The sequence below is a fragment of the Sphingopyxis sp. GW821-FHT10B01 genome (assembly GCF_059415685.1).
On the sequence record NZ_JBWKNS010000005.1, the window covers coordinates 128,639 to 154,534 of the forward strand.

The following is a 25,896-nucleotide window of genomic DNA, read 5'->3' on the forward strand; positions in this document are numbered from 1 at the left end:
CCTTTTCGATCACCCCAAAGCTGTGCCCGGATAGGGAAATCCCTCCGGTGCCGGCCGTCCTGGAACATGATATCTCCGCAAGGCGGCGTCGGTGACGGCATAGCCCCAGTTGATGATCTGCTCTTGCCGTTCCGCGGACATACGCTTGAGCCGCGTCGGTTCGTCGGCGATCGCAATCGTTTTCGCGAACGGGCAGGGAAGGGCGTCGCTGAGACCATAATCGGCGATATCGGTGCGAATGCCCCAATAAGCGCCTTGGCGCTGCCGTTGTTCGAGCGAATGGACGATCTGCCGCTTGCGCAAATTTCGGACCTGATGGTCGATGACGTCGAGTACGCGCTTTGACTGGCGGGCCCAGTCGGACGGCGGTTCGCTGTCGTCGGCGAGTTTGCCGCCGCCATCGGAGACCAGAACGGTCGCGCAGCGTTTCCACACCGTCTCGATCCCGAGATTGTCATATACGCCGCCATCGGTCAGCGCGATATCGGTCAGGAAATCCTCGTCGATGCCGGTGCCCCCTGCAAAACTTCCGGGTTCGACCGCGAGGAGGAAGGGCGACAAAATGGGTGGGAAGGCCGATGATGCGGCTACTGCGTCGGCGATCCGGATATCGGGCGCCGCAATCTGCCCGAGGCGCCAGTCGCTGGCATGCTTTTTGGAAAAGCGAAAAAGCGAACCGGTCTCGAGGTTCGTGGCATTGATGATGAACCGCGGCTCGTCCGGAAAAGCCTGAAGTGTTCTTTCGTCGAACAAATGGTCCGCATAGGCTTTCGCTACATAATTCCCCACGGTTCCCGGGAGGAAGGCACCCGAGATGATCGAAGGGCGGTCGATGGTTTTCGATGCAAGCTTGCGGAGCGGATCGACGATCCTGGCCTTGAACATCTGTATGTCGCCGTCCGAGAGCGCATCCCATGAAAGCGCGAGAGCCGCGGCGGTGATCGACCCGCCCGACACGCTCGATATTCGTGTCAGCGACTTCAACAGATTCATGTCGGTCAAGCGCCACAGCGCACCCACGTGGAAAAGCATCGCGCGATAGCCGCCTCCGGAAAGGCAGAGGCCAACCCCGCCTTCGGGCGGCGCATCCTCAGAAGCGAAATCGGTAAGGGGGATTTCCTGCATCGGATTGTCCTTGCCTGGTCGCGTGGTGAAACAGGAAGCCCGCACCCCGGCTTGCGCGGCGAAAAACTATGTCCGGCAAGCGATCGGCGGAAATGGACCGCATTGCGTTCGTGCCGATAGCGTATCCGGCTCGGGACGGTCGGCCAGCCGCCGGCGCCCCGGGTCTTCCGCCAGATCCCGGCGCCATCGGCGGATGCGTTTCGCCCATAGGGATGCAAGATTGCACTGCTGCCCCCCCCAATCGCCGACATCGAACGGAGCGATCACGAGCCGGTGCTTCTGCCGCCGGTGTGGCAGCAAATTCCAAGTCCGTATCGGTTCGTTCCTGCGAAGTAATTTGGTTGATCGAGACGATATTAACTATGATTGCCGGTCTTGGTGCAACAAAATAATGGAGATAGGCTCAATTTGGGTATTATTGTTTGTCTCGGTTCGATTGATGTGTTGGACTTGGAATCAGGTGTAGTGCAGACCCGCTGCGGCCATAGCCTTTTCGTCTTGTATTCGATGTCACCGCCAGGAAATGCAAACCTCTATATTATTGAAAAACAGGGATTGCTTTTGGCCCGATCTCGCAGCCTTCGTTAACGCTCCAAGCGAGAAGTATATGTTCGAGAGCGGTACAATCCGCGATTGTGGCGATAGTGGGCCGCGCTAGGCTGCGCCTGCGGAGGGGGATCATGAATATGATATTTTGGTGTTGGCAGAGCGATCTCGATCCGCGAGTGACGCGCAACTTCGTGAGGGACGCCCTCGCGATCGACGATCCCGATGCCGAGTTGGAAGATCGGGACGAGATCATCGACCTCTACCGCCGCAACATCATTTCTTTTTGAGAAACACGCGCCCCATGCACATGGCATTACTGAATTCGCTCCTCGAACTTGCGCACGCGACCTCGGAGAATCTTGCCTTCGCGCACCGGAAGGATGTCGATGTCAGCTATGGCGAGGAGACGATCACCGAGACCAATCTTCTCGAGCTGCGGCGCCGGCACCCGGCGATGATCCAGCTCAAGACATTCGGCAAGCCGTTGGAAGCCAAGAATGGCGCGGATTGGGAATGGCATATTATCGGGCGCGCCAGATCCTTCGGGATGCGGGTTCAGGCGAAACGGCTGCAGCAGGACAATGTCCTGAAGATCCGGCACATCGTCAAATCGTCGGGCAAGGAGCAGATCGATTTGCTGATCGAGGATGCGAAAATGCATCAGCTCATGCCGGTCTACTGTCTTTATTCGTCGGAGCAGCAGCGCCAAAAATGGAAGGTCAGCAATCAGCACCACGGCATCACGAGTCCGTTCGAGTTCGGTTGCCTGCTGGCCAGTGCGCACAAGGTGAGGGCCAAAAATCCAAAGTCTCTGGCCGCCATCGAGGCGGATTGCGTGCCCTGGCATTATCTGGCCGACCGGCGCCGCTTTCGCCGGCTCTCGGAGGTCGGAATTGTCGAGGATGAGACGACGACGCAATTCCTGAACGCTGAAGGCATTCTTCAGTTTCCGGTTCCGGAAACGGGGGAAGCGGATTCCGCCCTCGGCGACATATTCCCGACGATCGACGAATTGAACAATTTCGATATCGAAATGCCGGGCCGCGCCGGCATCTTCGAGCGGCGGGGCGACGCCGTTCGGCCCGAGATATCCGAAGACATATTCCATAAACGAGGGATCAGCAGGCTCATCGAGATCGACGTCCGCGACGTTCCGTTCGACGATCGCGGGCCTGAAACGCCGCCCGATGTCCGTCCCTGGTGACGGCGCTTCATGGCATTTGCTGCTCTTGTCCTGGCAAAGATAGGGAGTTGCCGAGAATGAAATGGGGAGAGGATATGAAAGTTTCGCTTCTGGATGCGAGTTCGCTGCGCAAGACCTTGCTTCGCCTCATAACGAAACATGACGAGATCTATATGGCGGTGGCATGGGCCGATTCGGGTCCCGTCGCCGACCGGTTGATCGAGCACAAAAGCAAGTTCCGATCGGTGACCGTCGGCCTGGATTTCTGTGCCACCGATCCCGACTTCGTGGATTCAATCCGCAAGGTGCCCAATGCCTATGTTTTCAAGAAGCCGGGAGCATGTTTCCATCCCAAGGCGTTTCTCTTTGTGACCGGCGAAAAGGCCGAGGCGATTGTCGGCAGCGCAAATTTTACCAATGGCGGGCTTGGGTCGAATGTCGAAGCCTGTCTCCATCTTCGCTGCGATGCCAGCGAGCCCGTGATCGAAAGCCTGCTTGCAACCTTCAAATCCTATGATGCGCATCGCCAGCCCGTGACCAAACAGCTGGCGAAAGCCTATCGGCGCCAGGCGGAGATAGCGGCCAATCGGCCTCGGCCGCCAGCGCCAGTGTTGCCGTCAGAACCCAAAGCGTTCCGGCGCATCGATTCCGATCTGCTCAAGATGAGCTGGCCTGCATTCATCCGTGAGGCGCGACAGGATCCGAACCATCATTTTCAAACCCGAATGAAGTTTCTGCGCTACCTCCAGTCGCTCTTCGCGAGAACGGAGACGTTCGGTGAGTTGTCGGTATCGGAGTGGAAGGCCGTGGCTGGCATTGTCCATCCCGATGCCGTCGCCGATTCTGGCCTGGAAAAATATCAGATCGGTTGGTTCGGCTCCATGCAGGGCTCGGGGTCGTTCACCAAATTGATAGCGAACCGGGACAGGGGCATTGCGGAGGCCATTGATGCCATTCCGCGCCGGGGCCCGGTGACCAAGGCAGATTATGAGATGTTCTGCGATCTCTTCACAGCCGCATTTGCCGGCTCGGCAAGGACCGGGCGATACCCGACTGCAACAAGGCTTTTGGCGATGAAGCGCCCCGATGTCTTCATATGTGTGAACGACGGCAACAAGGCCAATCTGGCGAAGGCACTTTGTTTTTCACCCTCGACATTGAGTCTCGAAAACTATTGGGAGCGTGTCATCGAACCCATTCGTCTGGCGACCTGGTATAATGCCAAACGCCCGATCGGCGCAGATGCAGAAGCCTGGGATTGCCGCGCAGCCCTTGTCGATGCACTCTATTATGAGGTTTGACGGGAGAGGAAGCCTGACCCATTCTCCCCGGCAAGGGGGCAGGGGCTGGCGTAGGAACTTCTTCGGGATCGAATCTGGTCGCGAACCCGCGCAGGCGGTCTATGAAGCCATCTTGCAAGAGCTGGCTCGCTCATGCGGCAGCCGGCTATCGACAAAATCTATGTCGGAGGTCCCGGCAAGGGCGGGGTTTGACTTCGCCCTTGGTATCGGGCGCGGGGACGGATGGTCGCGCCGGTCGACACCTGTTCCAGGGCATGCGCCACCCAGCCGACCGTTCGGGCGATGGCGAACAGGCCGAAACCCGATCGCGGCGGCAAGGCGTATCGGCGCGCGATCGCGAGGAGCGCAAAATCGATGTTGGGCTGTAGCTCCAGCATATTCATGACCGCATCCTGCAACGCTGCGAGTTCTCCGTCCGGATGGATGCGGGCGAGCAAGGTGCGCGCTCGGGGATCGCCATAGGGATAGAGCGGGTGGCCAAATCCGGGCAGTCCATGCCCGGCCGCAAGCCAGCGTTCTATTGCGGCGTCGGCGCCGGTATTGATCGCCTCGACGAGAAAAGATTCCAGTGCTGCGCCAGCCCCGCCATGTTTGGGGCCCGAGAGCGTGGCCAGCCCGGCAAGGATGCAGGCGGGCATTCCCGCGCCCGTCGAGGCCGCGATGCGTACCGCAAACGTCGACGGATTGAGTTCATGGTCGGCGAGCAGCACCAGTGCCTGCCGGACCAGCTCCTCGCCTTCGGTGTCGAGGGCCCATGCCGCCGAAAGGCGGCGATGGATCGGCCCCGTCCCGACGGCACCGAAAGCCGACGCCATCGCTGCGACGCACATCGCGCCCTCGCTCACCAGCTTCGTAGCCGGTCTGCCGATCAGCGACCGCGCCTTTCCAGTCAGTGCGGCGAGAGTCCGAAACGGATCGTCGCCCGCGGCGAGCTGTGGAAAGGCAACGACATCCGGCTGCTCCCAAAGCAGCGCGGCGACCTCCTCCAGTCCCATATGTGCAGCGAGGGCGGTCGCGGCCTCGCCGCGATAGATCAATTCCCCGTGATGGACCGTCGCAATGGCCGTGGGGATGACCGGCTCGCCCCATGCCAATGTGCTCGCCGCGACGGATGTTTGGCGGCGCCCGCGTGCGCGCCGGTCGGCCAGCGCCAGAATATCGTCGCCCCGATAGAGACTGCGCCGCGGGTCGGCGGGATCGGCGCGCCGCTCGATCTGGCCGCGGCTGACATAGGCATAAAGTGTCTGGGGCCGGACGTTGAGCTTCGCCAGCACCTCCTCCCGGGTCATCCATTCGCGCATGATTGATTCACTTGATCAAGATTGATTCGCTTTGCCGAACGGATCATTTCGCTTCTCGCCAGTCAAGGAGCGAAGAAAATGAATAATGGTCTTGAAGATGTCGTGGCGGCCGAAACGATCCTGTCGGATGTGCGCGGCGCCGAAGGACAGTTGATCATCCGCGGATATCCGCTTGTCGCATTGGCCGGGCGCTGGACCTTCGAACAGACCGCGCACTTGCTGTTTACCGGCTTCTTCGCCGATTTGCCCGATGCAGCGGAATTTTCGGCAAGGCTGGGCGCCGCGCGCGTCGACGTGTTCGAGAAGACGCGGGCTTTGCTCCGACCGATGTCGAAACTGCCCGTCTATGACGGCATGCGCACGGCGATGGCCATGCTGCCCGACGGCACGGCGCTGCGCGATGCGTTGCGCCTGCTCGCGGCCCCGGCGGTGCTTCTTCCCGCGCTGATCCGTTTGCAGGCGGGCGATGAGCCAATCGAGCCGTCGACCAATGCCGGTCACGCCGCGGACGTGATCCATATGCTGGGCCGATCGGACGGCGCGGAGGCGCTCGATACCTATCTCGTCACCGTGAGCGATCATGGTCTCAATGCCTCGACCTTCGCGGCGCGCGTGGTCGCCTCCACGCAGGCGGGGCTGACCTCCTCTGTCCTCGCGGGGCTGGGCGCGCTCAAGGGCCCGCTTCATGGCGGCGCCCCCGGTCCCGTCATCGACATGCTCGATGCGATCGCGGAGGAGGGGGACAGCGCTGGCTGGATCGAGCGTGCGCTGGATGAAGGCGAGCGGCTGATGGGATTCGGACACCGCATCTATCGCACGCGCGATCCCCGCGCCGACGCGCTCAAGGCCGCGCTCCGGTCATTCGGAGATGTCGATGCGCGGTTGCGTTTTGCGGAAGGTGTCGAGCAGGTTGCGCTCGAAGCGCTCCATCGTCGCAAACCCGATCGGGTGCTCGAAACCAATGTCGAATTCTATACGGCATTGCTGTTGGACGCGGTGGGATTTCCAAAGGATGTATTCACCGGAGTCTTCGCCATGGGCCGCGTCGCGGGCTGGCTGGCGCATGCTCGCGAACAGGCGCTGACCGGTCGGCTGATCCGGCCGGCGTCTCGCTATGTAGAGCCTTTGGCGAAGAATGCCGCCTGAAGGTTGCGCGTCGCCCTATGCCAGGCACAGCCAAGACGGGATATGCTGCGGCGCCCGCGTTTCGAACCTTCCGCTCCAAAAACAGTCAGACCGCAAACGGCCTGTTTTTGGTCGAGAGGTGTCCTGTGACCGCTAGGGAGCGGCGGCTTGGCGCGCCGCTCAACTGGCGATCAGCCCTCCGTCATTGACGCGGCGATCGGGAAGGGCGGTGAGGCCTGCATTATGCTCTTCATCACCGCCGCAACGGTCATCGAGCCTTCGGCGGGGCGTTCGATCGATGGCGCCTGATACGAGATGTGACCATGACGCCGTGTGGTCTTGATCCGGAATTGCAGATCGAAAGCCAACCCGGCCCGAGAAGCTGTCTATCCTTCCTTCTCCCGTGCGGCACAGGATTCTGGTGGGTCGGGTGCAACGCGCGCTTAACCTGACGCCCGTACGAATATAGGACTATGCCCGGACCTCTCTCACTCGGCAAATTAAGGACCGGCTTCATGCGCCACAAGGTCAAGATATTCGACGCGGGCTTCATTCTTGTGGCGCTGTTTGCGGTCGGCCTTTTTGCTTTCGAAGTCGATATCATCCTGCATCAGGGGCATGTGAGCCAGCACGAGCAAACGATCGAGCTCGACGAGCTTTTGATCCTCGCGACACTCTTCGTTTCGGGCGCGCTCTTCTATACTTGGCGCCGTGCCAGCGAGCATAAGCGCGAGAATCGAGCGCGCCTCGCTGCGGAAAGCGAAGTGCTTCAGCTCGCCTTGCACGATCCGCTTACCGGACTGCCGAACCGGCGCCAGTTCGACCAGGCGTTGAAGGCGGCTCTCGAATCCGCGCCGGTGGCGCCCGAAGCGCACGCCGTCCTGCTTCTGGACCTCAACAGCTTCAAGAAGATCAACGACGTGCACGGCCATCCGGTGGGCGATCAGGTCCTGATCCATGTCGGGCTGCGCCTGTTGCGTGCGGCCCGCGAGGGCGATCTGGTCGCACGCCTTGGCGGCGACGAGTTCGTGATTCTGGCGCGCAATGTTGCAGGTGCCGACGGCGCCGCATCAATCGGCCTCAGGATATTGGAGGGCCTTGCGGATCCGGTCGCTATAGGCGGATTCCGGCATCAGGTGGGCGCGGCGATCGGTATCGCGCTGGCACCGGAAGACGGCGTGACTGCCGAGGAACTGCTGCGCAAGGCCGATGTCGCGCTCTATCGTGCGAAGGCCGAGAAGAAGTCGGGGTTGCATTTTTTCGAGGAAGCGATGGATGCGCGCCTTCTCGAGCGCGACCGGCTTGAGAAGGCGCTGCTCGTTGACATGGACGGCGAAGCCTTCCAGCTCTTTTTCCAGCCCGCCGCACGCGTCGGTGGCGGGTTGGTTGCGCGCTTCGAGGCACGGTTCCTGTGGTCAAATGCCGAGTTCGGCGATCTTGCGCCCGAGCGGTTCGTTCAAGTCGCGGACGATGCGGGCGTCCTTGCCAAACTGATAGAGCGGTTGCTCGCGCGCGCCTGCGCCGAGGCGGTCCAGTGGCCCGCTACGGTGCGGCTCGCGTTCAACCTCCCCGGAGCGCTGATTCACGACGCCGGCCTGGCCTCGCGCGTCCTGTCGGTGATCGCCAGTTCGGCGCTGTCGCCGGCACGGCTCGAACTCGAGATAGACGAGGGCGCGCTGGTACGCGATACGGCCGCAGCACATGCCTTGATCGGCCCGTTGCGCGAAGCCGGCGTCGCCGTCGTCGCCGATCATTTCGGGACGGGGTATTCGAACATCCAGAATTTGCAGAAGCTGCAACTCGACGGGGTCAAGATCGACCCGAGTTTTATCGCGGCCATGGTCGAGGACAGCAAGGCGGCGGCGATGGTCCGGGCTTTGGTGGCGGTAGGCCAGGGGTTCGAACTGTCCGTGCGCGCCGACGGCGTCCAGACGGCGGCGCAGGAAGCGGCGCTCGCGGAGCAAGGCTGCCAGCTCACGCAAGGCGCTCTCTATGGTGGGCCGCTCACGGCCGCACAGGCGCTCGCGGTGGTTCGCCGGGACATGGGTGATCCGCCGGGCGCCTGAACGGATATGGCGTCATGCATCCGCCGGTCGCTCGGGCAATCGTTACGCGTAAGCAGCAAGGTCGTGACGGGAATGGCGAATTTGCAGATGGCTATCGTTCGCGCGCTTGGCTTCGAACCTTGAACTGACGGGGACCAACCTGTAGATGGAGGGTCATGCCGACGCTCTCCATCTTCAAGCACCAATTCGCAGGGTCGCTGGCGTCCGCGTCTTTCTCCATTTCACCACCTGATGTGACGACTTTGGTCGGGCTTGCCGGGGCGCCGCCCCCGCCCGTCGCAATCGACGCCGGCTGATCCATCGGCCGAACGAACCTGCGCTGTGCGCGCAGGCGTCACAATTTTCAGGTGATTTTTCATGTTCAATCGTCATGCGTCGGCACTTGTGTCGACAACCGCGTTCGTGCTCCTGTGGAGCAGCGGCGCGATCGTCTCCAAAATCGGACTTCAATATGGTTCGCCCTTTGCTCTTCTGATTGGCCGTTATGTTGTTGCTCTAGCGGCCTTGGCCGCCTTTGCTGTCTGGAACGGTGCGCTCCTGCCCGCACGGGGAAGCCGAAAACGTGTCGCCCTCGTCGGGCTTTCGATCGCGGGTCTCTATTCCGCCTGCTATCTTCTCGCGCTCGACAACGGGCTCACGCCCGGCGCGCTTGCCACGCTTCTCGGGGTGCAGCCGATCGCTACGCTTTTGCTGACCGAAAGGCGGGCTAGCAGGATAAGGCTGCTCGGACTGGCCTGTGCGCTGGCCGGACTGGTGCTCGTGGTATGGGATGGGCTGGTCGCTATGCGCTTCGACGCGCTGGGCTTGCTCTTTGCCGCCATGTCTCTCGTGGGAATCACGGCCGGATCGATCGTTCAGAAAGGCGAGGACCAGGCACCGTGGGTCGTGCTTCCCATGCAATATGTGGTCGGATTGGCCTTCGCGGGCGCCATCGCCCCGTTCGGACCGCTCCACGCATCGTGGGAGCTGGGGTTCGTGCTGCCGGTTTTGTGGCTTGGGCTGGGCATTTCTGTCGGCGCGACCTTCCTGCTCTACCGGCTTATCGCCCGAGGCAATCTCGTGAACGTGACGAGCCTCTTCTATCTGGTGCCCGGCGTAACAGCGGCGATGGATTGGTTCGTTCTGGGTAACCCGATGTCCCTCTACGCCGTTGCCGGACTGGCTCTCGTCGTGGCCGGGCTACTGGTCGTATTTCGCGAGAAGCGCGTCTGACCGCAGAGGGCGCTCCGCTCGCCGAGCGGGGCGCCCGATCGGTTGAGCCTTGGGCTTTCACCTCGTCCGTCCGAAGGCGGATATCCGAAACCGGCCGGCTCCAGCGTTGGGGGGAGGGGGGCGCCATCGGTGCAGGGAAGAGCCCGAACGGACGGCTAGCGGAAACCCCATCGCCCGAAGATGAAACCGGGCGCGCTTGCCGCCGCCCACGCGGCAACCCGACCCCGATAATCATCCAGCCGGTTCGACGCTCAGCAACTCTACGGTGAACAGCAAGGTCGCCCCGCCCGGGATCGGGCCCGTCCCGTCGGGACCGTAGGCGAGCTGCCAGGGGATTGCGAATTCGACCTTGTCGCCGACGCCATCAGCGCGACACCTTCCTGCCAGCCCGCGATCACGCGATTGAGCGGAAAGCTCGTCGGTTCGCCGCGCCGCACCGAGCTGTCGAACTCGCGGCCGTCGGCAAAGGTGCCGACATAATGGACGGTCACGCCGTCGGCCGGGCCGGGGTGGGGGCCGCTGCCATCGCCTGCAATTCGGCGCCACCGCAATCCGCTCGGCGTCACGCGCCAGCCGTCGGCGCCGTTGCGCTCAGCGAGCGCCGCCATCTGCCTGTTCAGGTAAGCCGTGGTGCTTTCTGCAGGGGCAGCGACTGGCTGCTGGGCGCTGACGGCCGCCGGGAGGAAAACGGTAAATGCAGCCGCCGCGAGCAGCCGGTTCAGTGAAGACATGCGCATGAAAACTCCCTCGATTCCTTTGCGCATAAGCGCATCGTGCAGGTCATGCGCAATAGCTTATCGATCGCCGGCGTTCGATGAATGCAAGCGGGCGACAGGAACTTTCGTCGACGACCGCCGTTTAGCCTTCGTACACAATAATCAGAGACTTGAAGCGCGACCATATTCCGCAAATTCTTGCGAAGGCCCATTGTGAAGGGCTTTCGAAGCCGCTGTCGCGCGTCCTGCTCTGGGTCACGAAAGGAGATTTCGGATGTTCAAATGGGCTTTGATCTTTGCAGTGATTGCGCTGGTCGCTGCGGTTCTCGGTTTTGGCGGCGTCGCGGGTGCGGCGGCAGGCACTGCGAAGATCCTGTTCTTCGTCGGCCTGGCGCTCGTTGTCCTGTTCCTGATCCTTGGATCGGCGGCCGCGAAGAAAATTACCTGAAAAATTCGGCGCGGCGGGAACCATATCGGGCCCGCCGCGTTTGATTTGTCTATCCGATCGAAAGAGACGGTAGAATATGGTTCCTGTCTTCGGACGGAACCTGGGGAGCCCCGCCGCAGAAATGCGACGGGGCTAACCTGTTTCTAGGCCGGAAAAGCCGCGCGGACGCGGCGTTCGAGCACGGCGAGCGGGATGCGCCCGGCGCCCAGCACGACATCGTGGAAGCGCTTGATATCGTAGCCCGGCCGGCGCGACACCTCGTCGCGCACGCGGCTGATCGCGATCTGCCCGACCTTGTACGCACAGGCCTGTCCCGGATAGACGATGTAGCGATCGATCTCGGTGCGCGAGGCACTCGGCGAGTTCGAGGAATTCTCGACCATATAGGCGATGGCCTGTTCGCGGTTCCAGCCCATGGCATGGAGGCCGGTGTCGACGACCAGCCGCGATGCGCGAAACGCATAGGAAGCGAGATAGCCGATCTTGCCGAGCGGATCGTCGTCATACACGCCAAGCTCGTCGGCGACCTGTTCGGCATAGAGGCCCCAGCCTTCGCCATAGGCGGTGACCGACGCGGCCTGGCGATAGAGCGGCAGGTCGGCGTCTTCGAACTTCAGCGCCCCTTCGAACAAATGCCCCGGAGCCCCTTCGTGCCAAGCCAGCGTCGGCAGCGTATAGCGCGGCCATTCGGCGGTATCGCGCAGGTTGATGAAGAAGATGCCGGGCCGCGAGCCGTCGGGGGTTCCTGCCTGCGCCGAGCCGCCGGGCGCCCCGATTTCGATCTCGGGCGGGACGCGGCGGATTTCATAGGGCGCTTTGGGCAGGCGGCTGAACACCCGTGGCAGCTTGCCGCGGATAGTGACGAGCAAGCCGTTGAGATAGGCAAGCATCTCGGCGCGGCCGGTGTCGTCGTTGGCGAAGAGTTGCCCGTCCGCCTTGCCGAGCGCGCCCAGCCGGTCGCGGATGCTGCCATTCGTATAGCCTTGCGCCTTTAACAGCACGTCCATCTGCGCCGTGAGGTCGGCGACCTGCTCGCGGCCGATGCGGTGAATCTCCGCCGCATCGAGGTTGGTCGTCGTATGCTGGGCGAGGGTAGCGGCATAATAGGCCTCGCCATCGGGCAGGCGCGTCACGCCGGCGTCGGTGCCCGCACGCGGCAGCAGCGCGGTGAGTAGTTCGATCTGGCGCGCGAGAGCGGCGCGGATCGGGCCGTCGAAGATTTTGGCCGCGCGCTCGCCATAGCCCGACAGGCCGAGGGCCGTGCTCCGCCTGGCGATCGAGGCGACGAGCGTCTTGTCTGCGACATCGCCGCCCTGCAGCCGCCCGAGCTGTTGCAGCGCCTGATCGAGAATGAAGCGCGGTGCGACGACGCCCATCGCGGCGTTCGTCTTGACGATTTCCGTATCGGTGTCGAGCAGCGCGGGGATGGCTTCGAGCCGCGCCATATAGGCGTCGGCGTCGGATTTGTTCGCGACCGGGTGCTGGCTGTCGAGAAAGGTGCTGACGCCGGTGTAAAAGCCGCCGAGCTGGGTCACGCCATAGGGGCCGGGGCGATGGCCGAAGCCGCCCGTGTGATAGGTGAAGCGCGCGAGCCGCTGGCGGGTCGCAAGGTCGAATTCGGCGCTGTCGTGCGCGATACGCGCCGGTTCGCCGAGGGTTTCGCCCTTGATTGCGCGCACTGCGGCCAGATCGCTGTCGATCCGGCGCGTCCGTTCGGCGCGCGCCGCGGGCGACCAGTCGGGAAATTGCGCCCGAAGCGCCGCGCGCGCGCCGGTGTCGATGCCGAGCGACGTCGCGCGGGTCGGGTCGTCGTGCAGCCCTTGTTCGAACTGCGCGGCGAGGAGCGTGTCGAGGCGGGCGTCCGCGGTTTCTTTCGCGGCAACGGGACCAGCGACACTTGCGACGGCCAGGCCGCCGATCCCTGCCAAAACAGCCCGTCGATCGGGGGCGTAGTCGGTCATGCGAATCTCTCTCCTGTCCGGTTCCGGCAGAGCGTAGGGGTGGCGTTCGGCCGCCGCAACATGTTGGAGCCGCCCGAAACTTTCGCTCAATCCGTCCAGGCTCTCTCGGCTGACCCGTCCGACTTTCGCGACGAATGCCCCCGTCGGCACGGATCGATCGCCTCGCCTCGTTCGTTGCTCGGCTCGGTAGGGAGACATTCCAGCGGATGGAGAATGAAATGAACATGCTCAAAAAAGCGGCGATATCTTTAGCGGCACTGTCGATGGTCGCGGCGCCTGTTGCGGCTTCGGCGGCGAGCGGCGCGCGTGCGGCATCGGTCGTCGACGGCCAAAGCGAACTCGAAGGCAATTCGAGCTGGATCATCGGTCTCGTTGGCCTGTTGGTCGGCGTCGGGGCGATTATCCTGATCGCCGACAAGGACGATGATTCCCCCGTCAGCCCGTAAAGCGCTCATTCCCCGCGAGGGCAGTTGGATTGTGTCCAACTGCCCTCGTTCACCCCATCCATCACTCCGCCGCATGGCATGAACGGCCGAGCCGTTCGTTCGCTTCGGGACATTGCCAGTCCTTCGCCGATTTCAGACTAGTTCGCCATCAGGACGGGCGGTGGAGATTCGGTAACGATGGCAAGGGGATATCGGGCAGCAGTCGCGTTCGGCGTGGCGCTGCTTTGGGGATGCAGCGGTGCAGTGCCGGGACAGGCCGACGGCACGGCAGTCGCGGCGCAGGCTACTCAGGATGGGCATGGACGGCCCTATGCCCTGCTGGGCAGCGAGGTTTGGGACGTGCCCGATCCGGTTTCGCGCCGCGACTATCAGGTCTTTGTCAGCCTGCCGCCATCCTATGCAAAGGAACCGCAGCGCGCCTATCCGGTGCTCTACGTCACCGACGCCGACTATGCTTTTCCGGTGGTGCGACAGATTGCGCGGCGATTGAACGTCGAAGGCCCAAAGGTGCAGGATTTCATCCTCGTCGGATTATCCTATGCCAAGGGCGACGATCCGGTACGGAGCCGGCGGCGCGATTATACACCGACCGCCGCAGGGACCAGCGACGCGCCAGCCGACGCGGTGCATGGCGAGGGGCCCGTGTATCAAGCCTATTTGCGCGATCATGTTTTGCCTTTTGTTACGCGCCGCTATCGAACCGATCCCCGGCAAAAGCTTTTTCTGGGCCATTCCTACGGCGCTCTTCTGGGGGCGCAGATCCTGTTCACCGAACCCGGGTTGTTCAGCGGCTATATTCTGGGCAGTCCGTCGCTGTGGTATGACAAGCGGCACATCTTCGCGGTGGAAAAATCTTATGCCGCGGCGCATCGCGACCTCCCGGCGAAAGTCTATGTCTATACCGGTGAATATGAGGCGGCGCGCGCCGCCGATCCCCGCTTCAACAAGACGACGGATATGGTCGGTGACAGCCATGCACTGGTCGAAACGCTGAAACGGCGCGGCTATCCAGGGCTGCAAATCCGCGAGGATGTGCTGAACGACGAGGATCATGTGTCGGTAGCGCCGCGCGGTTTTACCAAGGGGCTGACCTATCTGCTCCCGGCGCCGCTTGCCGGCAAATGAACGGCACATCGTTTCTGCGACATTTTGCGACAATTTTCCGTTGATCCGGCACTGTGCTGGGACAAATGGCATCTAGAACGCCGTCATCGGGACCAGACCTTTCCCTCGCGAAGGTCCCATGAAGGAGTTCGTTACGTGAACAAGAAAATCACTCTTTTGACGCTGGGCGCTGCGCTTTTCGCCGTGCCCGTACTCGCCGCTCCCGGTGGTCCCGCCAAGGGCGACGCCGACGGTAACGGTGTGCTGACCCGCACCGAGGCGCAGGCCAACGCCACGCAGATGTTCGCGAAGATGGATGCCAACAAGGATGGCAAGATCGACGCGACCGATCGTGCGGCGCGTCATGCCGAAATGCAGGCGAAGCGCTTTGCCGCGTTCGACGCGAATTCGGATGGCAGCATCAGCAAGGCCGAATGGGACCAGCATGGTGCCGATCGCGCCGCCAAGCGAACCGAGCGTAAGGAAAAGCGCGTTGCTGCGGGTGAGACCGGCGAAGGCAAGCGCGATGGCATGCGCGGCCATCGTGGCAAGCGCGGCGGACACGGCATGCGCGGCGGCTGGATGAAAGCCGACGTCAATGGCGACAAGGCGATCAGCCAGTCCGAATTCCAGACCGCGGCGCTTGCCCGCTTCGACGCGGCAGACGCGAACAAGGATGGTCAGGTGACCGCCGAGGAGCGTCAGGCGCAGCGCGCTGCATGGCGCGCCAAGCGCGGCGCGGCGCCGGCTGCCCCCGCCAGCCAGTAAGCCATTTGGCAGGGGCCCGGCGGTAAAGCGCAAGGCCTTCCCCCCTCCCGGCATTGCCTTTGCCGCCGGTCCCTGTCAGCTATCGCCCATCGGCCTCGCGGCCGGTGGGCGAACCAGCATATTTTTGACGGAAGCTTCATGACCGATAGCGACACGCCCCGCATCCTGCTGATCGACGACGAACCGTCGATCCGCGAACCGCTGGGCGAATATCTGACCGCGCAGGGATTTGCGGTGACCGATGTCGCCAGCGCGGCCGAGGCCCGTTCGGTGCTGCGCGCGCAGGGCGTCGATCTGGTCGTCAGCGATATCATGATGCCCGGCGAGGACGGCCTGTCGCTGACTCGCCATTTGCGCGAGACAAGCAACATTCCCGTCATCCTGCTGACCGCCCGCGCCGAGGATACCGAACGGATCATCGGGCTCGAAATCGGTGCCGACGATTATGTCGTCAAACCCTTCAATCCGCGCGAGCTGGTGGCGCGTATCCGCACCGTGCTGCGCCGCACACAACAGGGCGGCCGCGCGCTCGACCCGGGCGGAACCGCTTACGCCTTTGGCGACTGGGTGCTGCGCGAAGTCGAACGCGTGCTCGTCGATGGCGAGGGCAATGAGGTTGCGCTGTCGTCGGGCGAATATCATCTGCTCCACGCGCTGGTGCGTCATCCGCGGCAGGTGATGAGCCGCGACCGGCTGCTCGACATGGTGCGTGGGCGCGAGGCCGATATTTTCGACCGCGCTATCGACAATCTGGTCAGCCGGCTGCGCAAGAAGATCGAGGTCGACGCCGCGCATCCGCAGCTCGTCAAGACGGTGTGGGGCGGTGGCTATACGCTCGCCTGCGAGGTCCGGCGTATGGGGCCCGCCGCGTGAAACTGCGCCTGTGGCCGAAAAGCCTGATCGGGCAACTCGTCTTCGCCGTCGCGGTGATGTTGTTCGTTGCGCAGGCGATCAATTTCGTTCTGCTGGCGCGCGGGCAAAAGCAGCAGACACTTGCGCATGGCGGCGGCATGGCCGTCGCGCGGATCATCGATGCGATCGACCGCGACCGGCGCGGTGACTTTCGCCCGCCGCGGAATGAACGCGAGAGGCACGAGGAGCGCGAGCGCGCCGAGAAGCTGTCGATCTCCGATCAACAGCCCGCAATGCCCACCGGCGCCGTTCGGCTGCCCGATATGGCGGCGTATGTGGGCGGTTTGCTCGGCGAGACCAATATTCGGGTCGATACGGTCGATGCCTGGGCATTGCCGCTACGACCGCGGTTGCGGCGCCCGGCCTTCCCGGATCGCCCCGTCATCGTCGTCGCCAAGGTCGAGGGTCGCTATTTTTCGGTGCGGACGCGCATCGCCGCAGGCGGCAACCGGCTGAAGGGCTTTCTCGTCTGGCAGACGCTGTCGCTTTATCTGCTCCTCCTCGTCCCGATCATGTTGATCGCGTATCGTGCTGCGCGGCCGCTGCGCGACCTGACCCGCGCGGCGCGGGCCAATCCGGCGCTGCGCGATGTCGAACCGCTTGAGGAAGAGGGGCCGTCCGACGTCCGCGAGCTGATCGGTGCCTTTAATGCCTATCGTAGCCGCATTTCGACGATGCTCTCGGACAAGGACCGGATGCTTGGCGCGGTCGGGCACGATCTGCGCACGCCTCTCGCCAGTCTGCGCGTGCGGGTCGAGCAGGTCGAGGACGATAAGCTTCGCGACAAGATGATTGCGAGCATCGAGGAAATGACCGCGATGCTGACCGACATATTGTCGCTCGCGCGGTCGGGAGCCGGGACCGAGGCGCAGGAGCGCATCCCGCTTCGCGAACTGGTTGGCGAACTCGCGGCCGATTATCAGGAGCGCGGCAAGGATGTCGGGGTCGGCGATATTGCCGAAGCAATCGTGCTGGCGCGGCCGATGCTGCTCAAGCGCGCATTGCGCAACCTGGTTGATAATGCACTGGCTTATGGCGTGCGGGCGCGGTTGTCGGTCGTGATCGATGGAGCCGTAACGCGGATTGTCGTATCGGACGACGGCCCGGGCCTGTCCGACGAACAGATCCGGACGCTGATCGAGCCCTTCGCGCGCGGCGAACAATCGCGTAACCGCGCGACCGGTGGCGCTGGACTGGGCCTGTCGATTGCGCGCGATATCGCCGAGGGCGAGGGTGGGTCGCTGGCGCTGTCCAACCGCACCGGCCGCGGCCTCGATGCGGTGATTGCGCTGCCGCTTCAGGCGTAAATCGCGATCGCCTGACTGCCGCTAAGCACCGGCTCGCCGGCGCGGTTCCACAGCATCATGTCCTGCACCGACAGCCCGTGGCGCGCATAGCTGGTCTTCGCCGACAGCAGCCACCAGCCGTCGTCGGTCGTCGGCCTGCCGGTGAGCATGTTGACCGTCCAATTCATCGAGCTGATCGGCCCGAATTCGCTGAACAGCGCCATCGCCGCAGGGGGCAGCGCGTCGCCCATAGCGAGCAGGGCGACGGCCGGGTGACACACCGGTTCCTCGACGAAGCGGACCCAGGTCAGATATTCGCCCACATCGCTTTTCCAGCCGAAGCGCGGGCCGGTGGTCGGGCGCATGTCGAAATGGCGCGTAAAGGGGGGACGTGCGTGATGATCGGGAACGGGTGCCAGCGTCTCGGGATCAGGCGTATCGGGCATGGAGATGCGATTATGGTCCAGGTGGCTGGTCCGATCCCCGGAAAAGGCAAAGACTGCGGCGGTGCCGAAACCCTGATCGCTCGATACCCCCGCGTCGATGAACAGGCTCGATTTCGATTGGCGCAGCACGCGTGTATTGACCGTGCAATCGCCGCCCACCGGACCGACGAAGCTGATCTGCGCATAGCGTAGCGGCGTTTCGGTCGGGTGGAGCGCCATCGTGCCCGCGAGCGCGACCGCCGAGCTGATCCCGCCATAAGCGGTGCGGCCCTGCATCCATCCTGCGTCGATATGCGCCTTGGCCACGCCGTCCTCGGTGCGCAGCGTCGCGAGCAGCGCGTCGAGCGCGCTGGGAGAGGTCGTCATCTGGTCGTTATTCCTCGATCTGGAAGGTCAGGCCCGCGTTGGCGGTCAGCCGGTCGATCAGCGCATCGCCGAGCAACGCGCCCGGGGTCCAGACGCCGCCGTCACCCTTGTTCGCCAGCAGCGCGATGCCCGTTTCGGCGAGCATTTTTGACGTCGAACCATAGCCGGGGTCGCGGTCGCCCTGAACGCTCGCGCGAACAGTCGTTCCGTCGGGATATTCGCCGACAAACAGCACGTCGTAAAAGCCGTTTTCGCGTTCTTCCTTGCTCGGTCCTTCGCCCGGCTTCAGTTTGGATTCGCCGAACGGGTTCGCCTTGGCGATCGCCTCGGCCATCGCTTTGCCCGCGTCGCCGATCGTCGTCATCATCATCTCGTCATAGACCAGATCCTCGCCCCATGCGTGGCCGAGCAGGAAGTTGGTGCGGTGGACATTCTTGGTGTTGATCGCCGCCATCACAAAGGGCGCGGTCCACGTGCCTGTCGCGCTGTCATATTCGGGGATGAGGCCGGTCGGCTGCGACGGGCCTTCGAAACCCGGAGTGAGCGCGAAGGAGGATTTGAGCAGCAGCGCGAGCGAGGGTTTGCGCGCGATCGCCTTCATCGTTTCGGTCAGGCTGGCGACGGTGCCGCCCGATGCGCCGCCTGCCATCTTGCGGACGCGGCCCTTGACGCGCGGCGCGGGCTTGCCGTGACGCTTCACCGCTTCGGCTTGCAGGAAATGGACGCCGAGGTCGAAGGGGATGCTGTCGAAGCCGCACGAAAAGGTGATCCGCGCGCCCGATGCCCTGGCGGCATCCTGATACTCGTCGATCATCTCGCGCATCCAGCCGGGCTCGCCGCAAAGGTCGGCATAGGCGGTGCCCGCCTTGACGCAGGCGGCAACAAGCGGCGCGCCGTAAAGCTGGTACGGGCCGACGGTGGTCAGCACGACCTCGGTCCGCGCCGCCATGCTGTCGAGGCTGGCCGGGTCGCTCGCGTCGGCGACGATCAGCGCGGTGTCCTTCGGCGCGCCGATCAGGTCGCGGACTTCGGCAAGCTTGTCGGCACTGCGCCCCGCCATCGCCCAGTTCGGCGCATCTTTGCGGCCGGCATAATGCTGGACGAGATATTCGGCGACGAGGCGCCCGGTGAAACCGGTCGCGCCATAGACGATGATATCGAACTCGCGGGTCCCCGCCATGGCTATCCTCCCTTTACGTAAACGTTAAGTGGAGGCTAGCGCAGGCGGTGAAACTTTCCAAGCCCGAAGGTTCAGCGACGCCAGAACGGGCGCTTTTCGACAACCACCGGCGCGCCAGCCGCTTCGGCGCGACCTTCTGCCCGTGCAGCGCGCATTTCAGCTTCGAGCGCATGACGCTGCGCGGCACTTTCGGCAACTTCCGCCCGGCGGCGCTGGCGCAGCGCGTCATAACTCCAGCGGGTATGGCCATAGCCGAACAGGCATAGCAGGCCGCCCGCAATCGCCAGATTTTTCATCGCCGCCATTGCCTGCATCGGATCGGTGAGGTCGCGGTGGAAGAAGAGGATCGTCGCGAGCACAAAGCCCGCGAGCAAGATCGATACTGTGCGCACCGCGATCCCGAGCGCGATGCAGATCCCCGCGATCAGTTCGAAAAGGCCGGTGGGGATGGCGAGACCGCCGGGCAGGCTGGCGGCGGAAATCATCGCGCTGGTGTCGGACACATGGATCAGCTTGTTGATCCCCGACACGATGAAAATCACGGCGATGAACAGGCGTCCGATGAAAACGGCAAGCATGGACATGGATCGATCCTCCAAACAGGCCCCGTCCGCTTGTGCAGACAGGACGCGCGGGGAGGGGATGGGGTTCCGCCCTAGCGCGGTGCGAAGACCAGCTCGGCGATCTCGCAATCGCTGCAATCGATCGCGCGCAGGGTGGCGGTGCCGGGCCCGGCGGGCAGATCGACATCGGCAAGCTTGATGATTTTCCAGGCTTTGCCGGCGGGGATCGTGACACCGCGCTCATCGATACCGATGCGCCCGCCCTTTGCCGAGCGCATGCGGGCGGTCACGGCCCAGCGGCCGGGTTTCGCGACGTCGGCGCTGTACCGCATCCACTCGCCGGTGACGAAGTCGCTGACATAGGGGGTGCCGTCGACACCGCGTGCGATGTCGACGCCATCGTTGCGCCAGGTCGTGCCATCGTTCCACGGCGTCCGCTCGCCCCCCGTCGCGACATGATAATTGGCGTCGACCGTGTCGCGATAGGCTGCCCCGGGAGGACCCAGGTCATAATCGGCGGCGCGGATCGTCATCGGCGCCTTGTCCAGCACGCGCGGCGTGAAGGGGCGGGTGGTCGCGTCGCGGGGTTGGCGCATCATGGCGTCGATCACGTCGGGTTTGGGAATGTTGCGGTCGAAGCGGGTGTTTTCGGCGAGCTGCATCATTGCGGTAAAGGCGTCGTCGGCGCGGGGCTTTGGACCCTTGCCGGTCATCCACGCGACGATCCGCATCCAGCCGTCGCCGGCGACGATCTCGAGCGGCTGGTTGAAGCCGATCTTCTTGAGCGGCCAGAAGTTCCAGCCGATCCCGTCGCCTTCGACCAGGGCGATCGCGTCGCGGTACCAGCCGTTGCTGTTCTCACCCGACTCGCCGAGCCAGACGGGGCGATTATAGCGGGTCCTCAGCGCCTTTATCTCCGCGATGCTCGCGTCGTCGTTGCGGTTCCAATATTTGTGAAAGCTCAGCACCATATTGGCGTCCCAAGCGGGCGGCAGGCCCTTGTAGTTATTGCCCCAGCAATTGCCTTCGACGATGACGATATGCCGCTTGTCGGCCTTGCGGATCGCGGTCGTGAAGCGCTGTTGCAGGCTCCACACCGCCTTGTTTTCGGTTTCGTCGCAGCCATTGCCCTTGCCGGGGGTCGCAAAGCTCCAGTTGGGTTCGTTGATCAAATCATAGCCGCCGATCCACGGCTCGTTCGCGTAGCGCTGCACGAGTTTTGTCCACAGCGCGACGGCCTTGCGCTGGTTTTCCTCGCTTTCCCACAGCGACGGCTTGGCGGGGTCACGGTCGGAGATGGCAAGGTCGTTGCCCTGACCGCCCGGCGCGGCGTGGAGGTCGAGAATCAGGTAGATGCGGTTCGCCTTGCTCCATTCGAGCAGGCGGTCGATGCGCTGGAAACCCTCTTCATGCCATGTGTCATGCCCCGCACGCGGCTCTTGATCGGCGGGCAGGGTGAGCTGGTCGAAATGGATCGGCAGGCGCACCGAGTTGAAACCCCATTTCGCTATCGCGGCGATGTCGGCCTCGGTCGTGTGGTTGTCGAGCCACGTGCGATAGAAGGTGGCGGTGCGCTCCTCGCCGACGAGTTCGACGAGCTTGGCGCGGATCTTGTGCTGTTGCCCGACTTCGCCGAGCTTCAGCATATAGCCTTCCTGCAGCATCCAGCCGCCGAGCCCCATGCCGCGCAGGATGACCGGCCTGCCGCTGTCGTCGACGATCTGCGTGCCTTCGACTTTCAGAAAGCCTTCGGCATGGGCGGTCGTGGAAGACAATATGGCTGCGAGAGCCCCTACAACGAAACGGAATTTCATGGTCTCGTCCCCGCCGTTTTGATTTGTGGGAACGTTATTAATTTCAGTCGCGAGAGCAAGCCGCTCGCGTAATTTACGGTGTCAAAGCTTGGGAAGCGTGACGCCCTTCTGACCCATATATTTGCCCGCGCGGTCGGCGTAGCTCGTCTCGCACGGCTCGTTGCCCTGCAGAAACAGGAACTGGCACGCGCCTTCATTGGCGTATATCTTGGCGGGCAGGGGGGTGGTGTTCGAAAACTCCAGCGTCACATGACCTTCCCAGCCGGGTTCGAGCGGGGTGACGTTCACGATGATGCCGCAGCGCGCATAGGTCGATTTGCCGAGACAGATGACAAGCACGTCGCGCGGAATGCGGAAATATTCGACCGTGCGCGCGAGCGCAAAGCTGTTCGGCGGGATGATGCAGACGTCGGTGTTGCGGTCGACGAAATTCTTCGGGTCGAAATCCTTCGGATCGACGATCGTCGAATCAATATTGGTGAAAATCTTGAACTCGGGCGCGACGCGCGCATCATAGCCATAGGAAGAGAGGCCGTAGCTGATACAGCCGTCGCGGCGCTGCGCCTCCACGAAAGGCTCGATCATGCCCTGCGTCCGGGCGGCTTCGCGAATCCATTTGTCCGAAAGAATAGCCATGGCGCTGTCTTGTCGGGGGCCGCGCGATTGCGCAAGCGGTCAGTCGGGGATGAGGCCAAGATCCTTTGGCCCGAAGGCGGCGGGCAGCAATTGGCTGAGCCGGTAGGTCCTGACTTCCTTGCCGTCGCCCGACGCGCAATGGACAAGGATGTCGGTTTTCGAACGCTCGGCTGCTTCGTTGAGGATCTGGCGGCAGCGACCGCACGGGTTGACCGGATCGGCGCCCAGCAGTCCATCGCCATGCGGTCGGCCGCCGACGATGGCGACCTCGGCAAGCTCGCCGATCCAGCCTTCGTTGACGATTTTTGCGACCGCCACGGTTTCGGCGCAGAGGGTCAGGCCATAGCTGGCATTTTCGACATTGGCGCCGGTGACGACGTCGCCATTTTTGAGCAATAGCGCGGCACCGACATGAAAGCCCGAATAGGGGGCGTAGGCGCGGCTCGCGGCGTCGCGCGCGGCGTCGATCAGCGCATCACGGTCCTCGGTCATTGCATATCTCCTTCCGGGCGCAGCACGTTCCAGCCGACGGTGCCGGCAGCACCCGACAGGCGAACATAATTATTGGCCTGCCACATCGCCCAAGGGTGCGCACCATAGTCGGGTTCGAAGAAATCGCGCCGCAGCCATGTTGTCCGCGCAATACCCTGTGTCACCCTGTAATCGCTCTCGAATGCCGGGCCGGGCGCGATCAGGCTCCGCTTGCCCATATGCGCCTCGATCTGTGCGAGAAAGGTCGCAAGCTCGGACAGAAGCAGCGCGCGCGTCGGCCGGTCGGGGCACCGATCGTCATAGTCGAGCCAGACGACGGCTGGCAGCGCATCGGCACGGCGCGGGACATGGCGGATGAAATTGGCGGCCTGATCGGTCGCGAGCTGGCAGAGGCTGTAGCGGTGGATCGCGCCCGCCTGGACGCCGGCCTCGCGCGCCGCTGCCATGTTTCGCACAAAGACCGGGTCGATGTTCGTGGCGCCATCGGTTCCCATGATATAGGCGAAATCGGCGCCGGCGGCCTTGATCGAGCCCCAATGGACATCGCCATTGCCCGCGTCGATCGTCACCCCTTGCGTCGGATAGAGCGTGCGGTCGGGCGTCCAGCGCGCCGCCCACCACAAGGCGAGGCCGGCGGCGAGCAGCGACAGCACGATGGCGGCGCCGATCTTGCGCAGCGCGCGCGCGATGGAGGCGCGCCAATCGCCGCCCGGCTTTGCCGGTCGCTTGCCCCTGATCGCCCCCGTCGCCATGCCTAACCTTTGATGTGAAGCACACAGATCAGCGTGAACAGCCGCCGCGCCGTGTCGAAGTCGACCGCAATCTTGCCGTCGAGCCGATCCATCAGCATTTCGGCCGCCTCGTTATGCAGGCCGCGGCGCGCCATGTCGACGGTCTCGATCTGCTGCGCGGTCGACGTCTTGATTGCCTGGTAATAGCTGTCGCAGATCGCGAAATAGTCGCGGATCGGGCGGCGAAATCGCCCGAGCCCCAAGATGATCGCCTCGAGCGGCGAGCCATCTTCGCGGCTGATTTCAAAGATCAGGCGGCCTTCCTCGACACGCAGCATCAAGCGATAGGGGCCGGCATAGCCGTCGGCATGGCCGCGCTGCGGCACAAACTTGTTGTCCTCGATCAGGTCGAAGATCGCCACGCGGCGTTCCTGCTCGACGTCGGGATTGCGCCAGACGATCGAACCCTCGTCGAGTTCGACCGAAATGATCCGTTGTTTCGAGGGGTCTGCTTCGCTCATGCTGTCCGTGCTTCTACTTGGCGCGCGGCGAAGGGCAAGCCGACTTATTCACAGCATTCCACAGTTATGATATGCTGGGCGACATCGCCGGTTGCACCGCCTTGGGCACCGGCCCATGAAGACAAAGATGCCCGAACTAGCTCTTATCCCGACCGCAGTCGCCAACAGCGACGAGCGCCGAATGCCGCGCAATATCGAAGCCGAGGCCGCGTTTCTCGGCGCGATTCTGATCGACAACCGAGTCGTCGAGGACCTGCCGGTCGCGCTGACCCCCGATCATTTCTTCGAACCGCTGCATGGCCGCATTTTCCAGCAGACGATGGCGCTGATCGAGCGCAACAGTATCGCGACGCCGGTGACGCTGAAGCCCTTTTTCGAAGCCGACGAGGCGATAAAGGCGGTCGGCGGGGTCGGTTATCTGGCACAATTGACCGGCAGCGGCGCGGGCCTGATCGGCGCGCGCGATTTCGCGCGACAGATTTTCGACCTTGCGCTGCTGCGCGAGCTCGTCGGTGTCGGCCGCGTTCTGGTCGACAACGCACTCGACACCAGCGAAAGCGTCGATCCCCAATCGCAGATCGAGGAAGCCGAAACCGCTCTGTACCGCGTTGCCGGGGGCGAAGCCGAAATGGGTTCGGTCAAGAGCTTCAGTCAGGCCAGCCTGACCGCGCTGCAGGCTGCCGAGCGCGCGCTCAACTCGGGCGGTCATCTATCGGGAATCACGACCGGGATCGCGAGCATGAACGCCAAAATCGGCGGCATGCACAATTCGGATCTCATGATCCTCGCCGGACGTCCGGGCATGGGCAAGACCTCGCTTGCGACCAATATAGCGTATAACGCCGCCGAACGCTGGCGTCGTGACGAGGATGACGGCATTCCGCCCGAGAAGAATATGGGCGCGAAGGTTGCCTTCTTCAGCCTCGAAATGTCCGCCGACCAGCTCGCGACGCGCGTGCTCGCCGAACAATCGGGGGTGTCGGGCGAGGCGCTGCGCATGGGCAAGATCAGCAAGGAACAGTTCCAGCAGCTGAGCCGTGCGGCGCAACAGCTCCAGACGCTGCCTTTGTTCATCGATGACACGCCGGGGCTCACAATCGCCGGCCTGCGCACGCGCGCGCGGCGCCTGCAGCGGCGCCACGGCATTGGCTTCATCATCGTCGATTATCTCCAGTTGCTGCAGGGCTCTTCGAAAAGCGGCGACAATCGCGTGCAGGAAATCTCGGAAATTTCGCGCGGCTTGAAAACCTTGGCGAAAGAACTTCATGTACCGGTGATGGCGCTGTCGCAGCTTAGCCGTGCGGTCGAAAGCCGCGAGGACAAACGGCCGATGCTGTCCGATCTGCGCGAATCGGGCTCGATCGAGCAGGACGCCGATATGGTGCTGTTCGTGTTTCGCGAGGATTATTATGTCGGCTCACGCGAGCCCAAACGCCCGATGGAGGGCGACGATGTCAAAATCCACGCGCAGCATGAAGAATGGGCGGCCGAGATGGAGCGGGTCTTCGGCTTGGCCGAGGTGATCATCGCAAAGTCACGACACGGCTCGATCGGCAAGGTTCGCCTCCACTTCGAGGCGAAGACGACGAAATTCAGCGATCTGGCGGACGGCAGCCAGGCATTCGAGGATTATGAGTGAGGCGG

The 25,896-nt window shown here is 63.3% G+C and carries 25 protein-coding genes and 1 pseudogene; 14 read left to right on the forward strand and 12 right to left on the reverse strand.

The annotated features are described in order from the left end of the window. Positions 1-9: 9 nt before the first annotated feature. Complete coding sequence (locus AC07NV_RS16145) at positions 10-1,125, reverse strand: patatin-like phospholipase family protein (RefSeq protein ID WP_495167404.1); 1,116 nt, start codon at positions 1,123-1,125, stop codon at positions 10-12. Between the two features lie 680 nt (positions 1,126-1,805). On the opposite strand from AC07NV_RS16145, the gene AC07NV_RS16150 reads away from it, so the two are divergent. From AC07NV_RS16150 to AC07NV_RS16160, 3 genes are all read left to right on the forward strand, one after another. Next, complete coding sequence (locus tag AC07NV_RS16150) at positions 1,806-1,961, forward strand: hypothetical protein (protein WP_495167660.1); 156 nt, start codon at positions 1,806-1,808, stop codon at positions 1,959-1,961. A 20-nt stretch (positions 1,962-1,981) separates the two neighbouring features. Beyond that, positions 1,982-2,878 carry a DUF6615 family protein gene (locus AC07NV_RS16155; protein WP_495167652.1) on the forward strand — a complete coding sequence of 299 codons (897 nt, stop codon included), beginning with the start codon at positions 1,982-1,984 and terminating at the stop codon, positions 2,876-2,878. A 74-nt stretch (positions 2,879-2,952) separates the two neighbouring features. Continuing rightward, positions 2,953-4,158: a hypothetical protein gene (locus AC07NV_RS16160; protein ID WP_495167405.1), complete on the forward strand. Its 1,206-nt coding sequence runs from the start codon at positions 2,953-2,955 to the stop codon at positions 4,156-4,158. A gap of 158 nt (positions 4,159-4,316) precedes the next feature. Here the strand turns inward: AC07NV_RS16160 and AC07NV_RS16165 are convergent, their stop codons facing one another. Then, positions 4,317-5,459, reverse strand: coding sequence for a citrate/2-methylcitrate synthase (locus tag AC07NV_RS16165; protein WP_495167406.1), 1,143 nt, complete (start codon positions 5,457-5,459; stop codon positions 4,317-4,319). 78 nt (positions 5,460-5,537) lie between these two features. On the opposite strand from AC07NV_RS16165, the gene AC07NV_RS16170 reads away from it, so the two are divergent. The 4 genes from AC07NV_RS16170 to AC07NV_RS16185 all read left to right on the forward strand — a co-directional run bounded on the left by AC07NV_RS16170 (position 5,538) and on the right by AC07NV_RS16185 (position 9,862). Further along, positions 5,538-6,605 carry a citrate synthase/methylcitrate synthase gene (locus AC07NV_RS16170; RefSeq protein WP_495167407.1) on the forward strand — a complete coding sequence of 356 codons (1,068 nt, stop codon included), beginning with the start codon at positions 5,538-5,540 and terminating at the stop codon, positions 6,603-6,605. A gap of 147 nt (positions 6,606-6,752) precedes the next feature. Continuing rightward, a complete protein-coding gene (locus AC07NV_RS16175; protein ID WP_495167408.1) occupies positions 6,753-6,893 on the forward strand; it encodes a hypothetical protein in 141 nt (46 codons plus the stop codon). 206 nt (positions 6,894-7,099) lie between these two features. Further along, complete coding sequence (locus AC07NV_RS16180) at positions 7,100-8,650, forward strand: putative bifunctional diguanylate cyclase/phosphodiesterase (protein WP_495167409.1); 1,551 nt, start codon at positions 7,100-7,102, stop codon at positions 8,648-8,650. A gap of 357 nt (positions 8,651-9,007) precedes the next feature. Next, on the forward strand, positions 9,008-9,862 hold the full coding sequence (locus AC07NV_RS16185) for a DMT family transporter (protein ID WP_495167410.1): 855 nt from the start codon (positions 9,008-9,010) through the stop codon (positions 9,860-9,862). 231 nt (positions 9,863-10,093) lie between these two features. On the opposite strand, the pseudogene AC07NV_RS16190 reads toward AC07NV_RS16185, so the two are convergent. Next, positions 10,094-10,626 (reverse strand): annotated as a pseudogene (locus tag AC07NV_RS16190) (FKBP-type peptidyl-prolyl cis-trans isomerase). Positions 10,627-10,852: 226 nt separating this feature from the next. On the opposite strand from AC07NV_RS16190, the gene AC07NV_RS16195 reads away from it, so the two are divergent. Further along, positions 10,853-11,026 carry a DUF1328 domain-containing protein gene (locus AC07NV_RS16195; RefSeq protein WP_495167411.1) on the forward strand — a complete coding sequence of 58 codons (174 nt, stop codon included), beginning with the start codon at positions 10,853-10,855 and terminating at the stop codon, positions 11,024-11,026. A gap of 143 nt (positions 11,027-11,169) precedes the next feature. On the opposite strand, the gene AC07NV_RS16200 is transcribed toward AC07NV_RS16195, so the two are convergent. Then, on the reverse strand, positions 11,170-12,987 hold the full coding sequence (locus AC07NV_RS16200; RefSeq protein WP_495167412.1) for a DUF885 domain-containing protein: 1,818 nt from the start codon (positions 12,985-12,987) through the stop codon (positions 11,170-11,172). 218 nt (positions 12,988-13,205) lie between these two features. Between AC07NV_RS16200 and AC07NV_RS16205 the strand changes: the two genes are divergently transcribed. The 5 genes from AC07NV_RS16205 (at position 13,206) to AC07NV_RS16225 (ending at position 17,524) form a co-directional block, all read left to right on the forward strand. Then, positions 13,206-13,433: a hypothetical protein gene (locus tag AC07NV_RS16205; protein WP_495167413.1), complete on the forward strand. Its 228-nt coding sequence runs from the start codon at positions 13,206-13,208 to the stop codon at positions 13,431-13,433. Between the two features lie 177 nt (positions 13,434-13,610). Then, positions 13,611-14,558: an alpha/beta hydrolase gene (locus tag AC07NV_RS16210; protein ID WP_495167414.1), complete on the forward strand. Its 948-nt coding sequence runs from the start codon at positions 13,611-13,613 to the stop codon at positions 14,556-14,558. 135 nt (positions 14,559-14,693) lie between these two features. Beyond that, positions 14,694-15,305, forward strand: coding sequence for an EF-hand domain-containing protein (locus tag AC07NV_RS16215; protein WP_495167415.1), 612 nt, complete (start codon positions 14,694-14,696; stop codon positions 15,303-15,305). A 138-nt stretch (positions 15,306-15,443) separates the two neighbouring features. Then, positions 15,444-16,178, forward strand: coding sequence for a response regulator (locus AC07NV_RS16220; RefSeq protein ID WP_495167416.1), 735 nt, complete (start codon positions 15,444-15,446; stop codon positions 16,176-16,178). Further along, a complete protein-coding gene (locus AC07NV_RS16225) occupies positions 16,175-17,524 on the forward strand; it encodes a sensor histidine kinase (RefSeq protein ID WP_495167417.1) in 1,350 nt (449 codons plus the stop codon). Before AC07NV_RS16220 ends, AC07NV_RS16225 begins: the two co-directional genes overlap by 4 nt. On the opposite strand, the gene AC07NV_RS16230 is transcribed toward AC07NV_RS16225, so the two are convergent. The 8 genes from AC07NV_RS16230 to AC07NV_RS16265 all read right to left on the reverse strand — a co-directional run bounded on the left by AC07NV_RS16230 (position 17,515) and on the right by AC07NV_RS16265 (position 24,252). Beyond that, positions 17,515-18,315, reverse strand: coding sequence for an acyl-CoA thioesterase (locus AC07NV_RS16230; protein WP_495167418.1), 801 nt, complete (start codon positions 18,313-18,315; stop codon positions 17,515-17,517). The genes AC07NV_RS16225 and AC07NV_RS16230 overlap by 10 nt on opposite strands. A gap of 7 nt (positions 18,316-18,322) precedes the next feature. Beyond that, positions 18,323-19,495, reverse strand: coding sequence for a saccharopine dehydrogenase family protein (locus AC07NV_RS16235; protein WP_495167419.1), 1,173 nt, complete (start codon positions 19,493-19,495; stop codon positions 18,323-18,325). 71 nt (positions 19,496-19,566) lie between these two features. Beyond that, positions 19,567-20,079, reverse strand: a complete 513-nt coding sequence (locus AC07NV_RS16240; protein WP_495167420.1) for a DoxX family protein — start codon at positions 20,077-20,079, stop codon at positions 19,567-19,569. A gap of 71 nt (positions 20,080-20,150) precedes the next feature. Beyond that, positions 20,151-21,872 carry a cellulase family glycosylhydrolase gene (locus AC07NV_RS16245; protein WP_495167421.1) on the reverse strand — a complete coding sequence of 574 codons (1,722 nt, stop codon included), beginning with the start codon at positions 21,870-21,872 and terminating at the stop codon, positions 20,151-20,153. An 81-nt stretch (positions 21,873-21,953) separates the two neighbouring features. Continuing rightward, entirely contained in the window at positions 21,954-22,508 is a 555-nt protein-coding gene (dcd, locus tag AC07NV_RS16250; RefSeq protein ID WP_495167422.1) for a dCTP deaminase, read from the reverse strand. A 39-nt stretch (positions 22,509-22,547) separates the two neighbouring features. Then, positions 22,548-23,000 carry a cytidine deaminase gene (locus AC07NV_RS16255; RefSeq protein ID WP_495167423.1) on the reverse strand — a complete coding sequence of 151 codons (453 nt, stop codon included), beginning with the start codon at positions 22,998-23,000 and terminating at the stop codon, positions 22,548-22,550. Next, positions 22,997-23,752 carry a glycoside hydrolase family 25 protein gene (locus AC07NV_RS16260; protein ID WP_495167424.1) on the reverse strand — a complete coding sequence of 252 codons (756 nt, stop codon included), beginning with the start codon at positions 23,750-23,752 and terminating at the stop codon, positions 22,997-22,999. Before AC07NV_RS16260 ends, AC07NV_RS16255 begins: the two co-directional genes overlap by 4 nt. Positions 23,753-23,754: 2 nt before the next feature. After that, complete coding sequence (locus AC07NV_RS16265; protein WP_495167425.1) at positions 23,755-24,252, reverse strand: UPF0262 family protein; 498 nt, start codon at positions 24,250-24,252, stop codon at positions 23,755-23,757. 127 nt (positions 24,253-24,379) lie between these two features. Here AC07NV_RS16265 and AC07NV_RS16270 point away from each other — a divergent pair, with 127 nt between their 5' ends. Further along, positions 24,380-25,891: a replicative DNA helicase gene (locus AC07NV_RS16270; protein ID WP_495167426.1), complete on the forward strand. Its 1,512-nt coding sequence runs from the start codon at positions 24,380-24,382 to the stop codon at positions 25,889-25,891. Positions 25,892-25,896 lie beyond the last annotated feature (5 nt).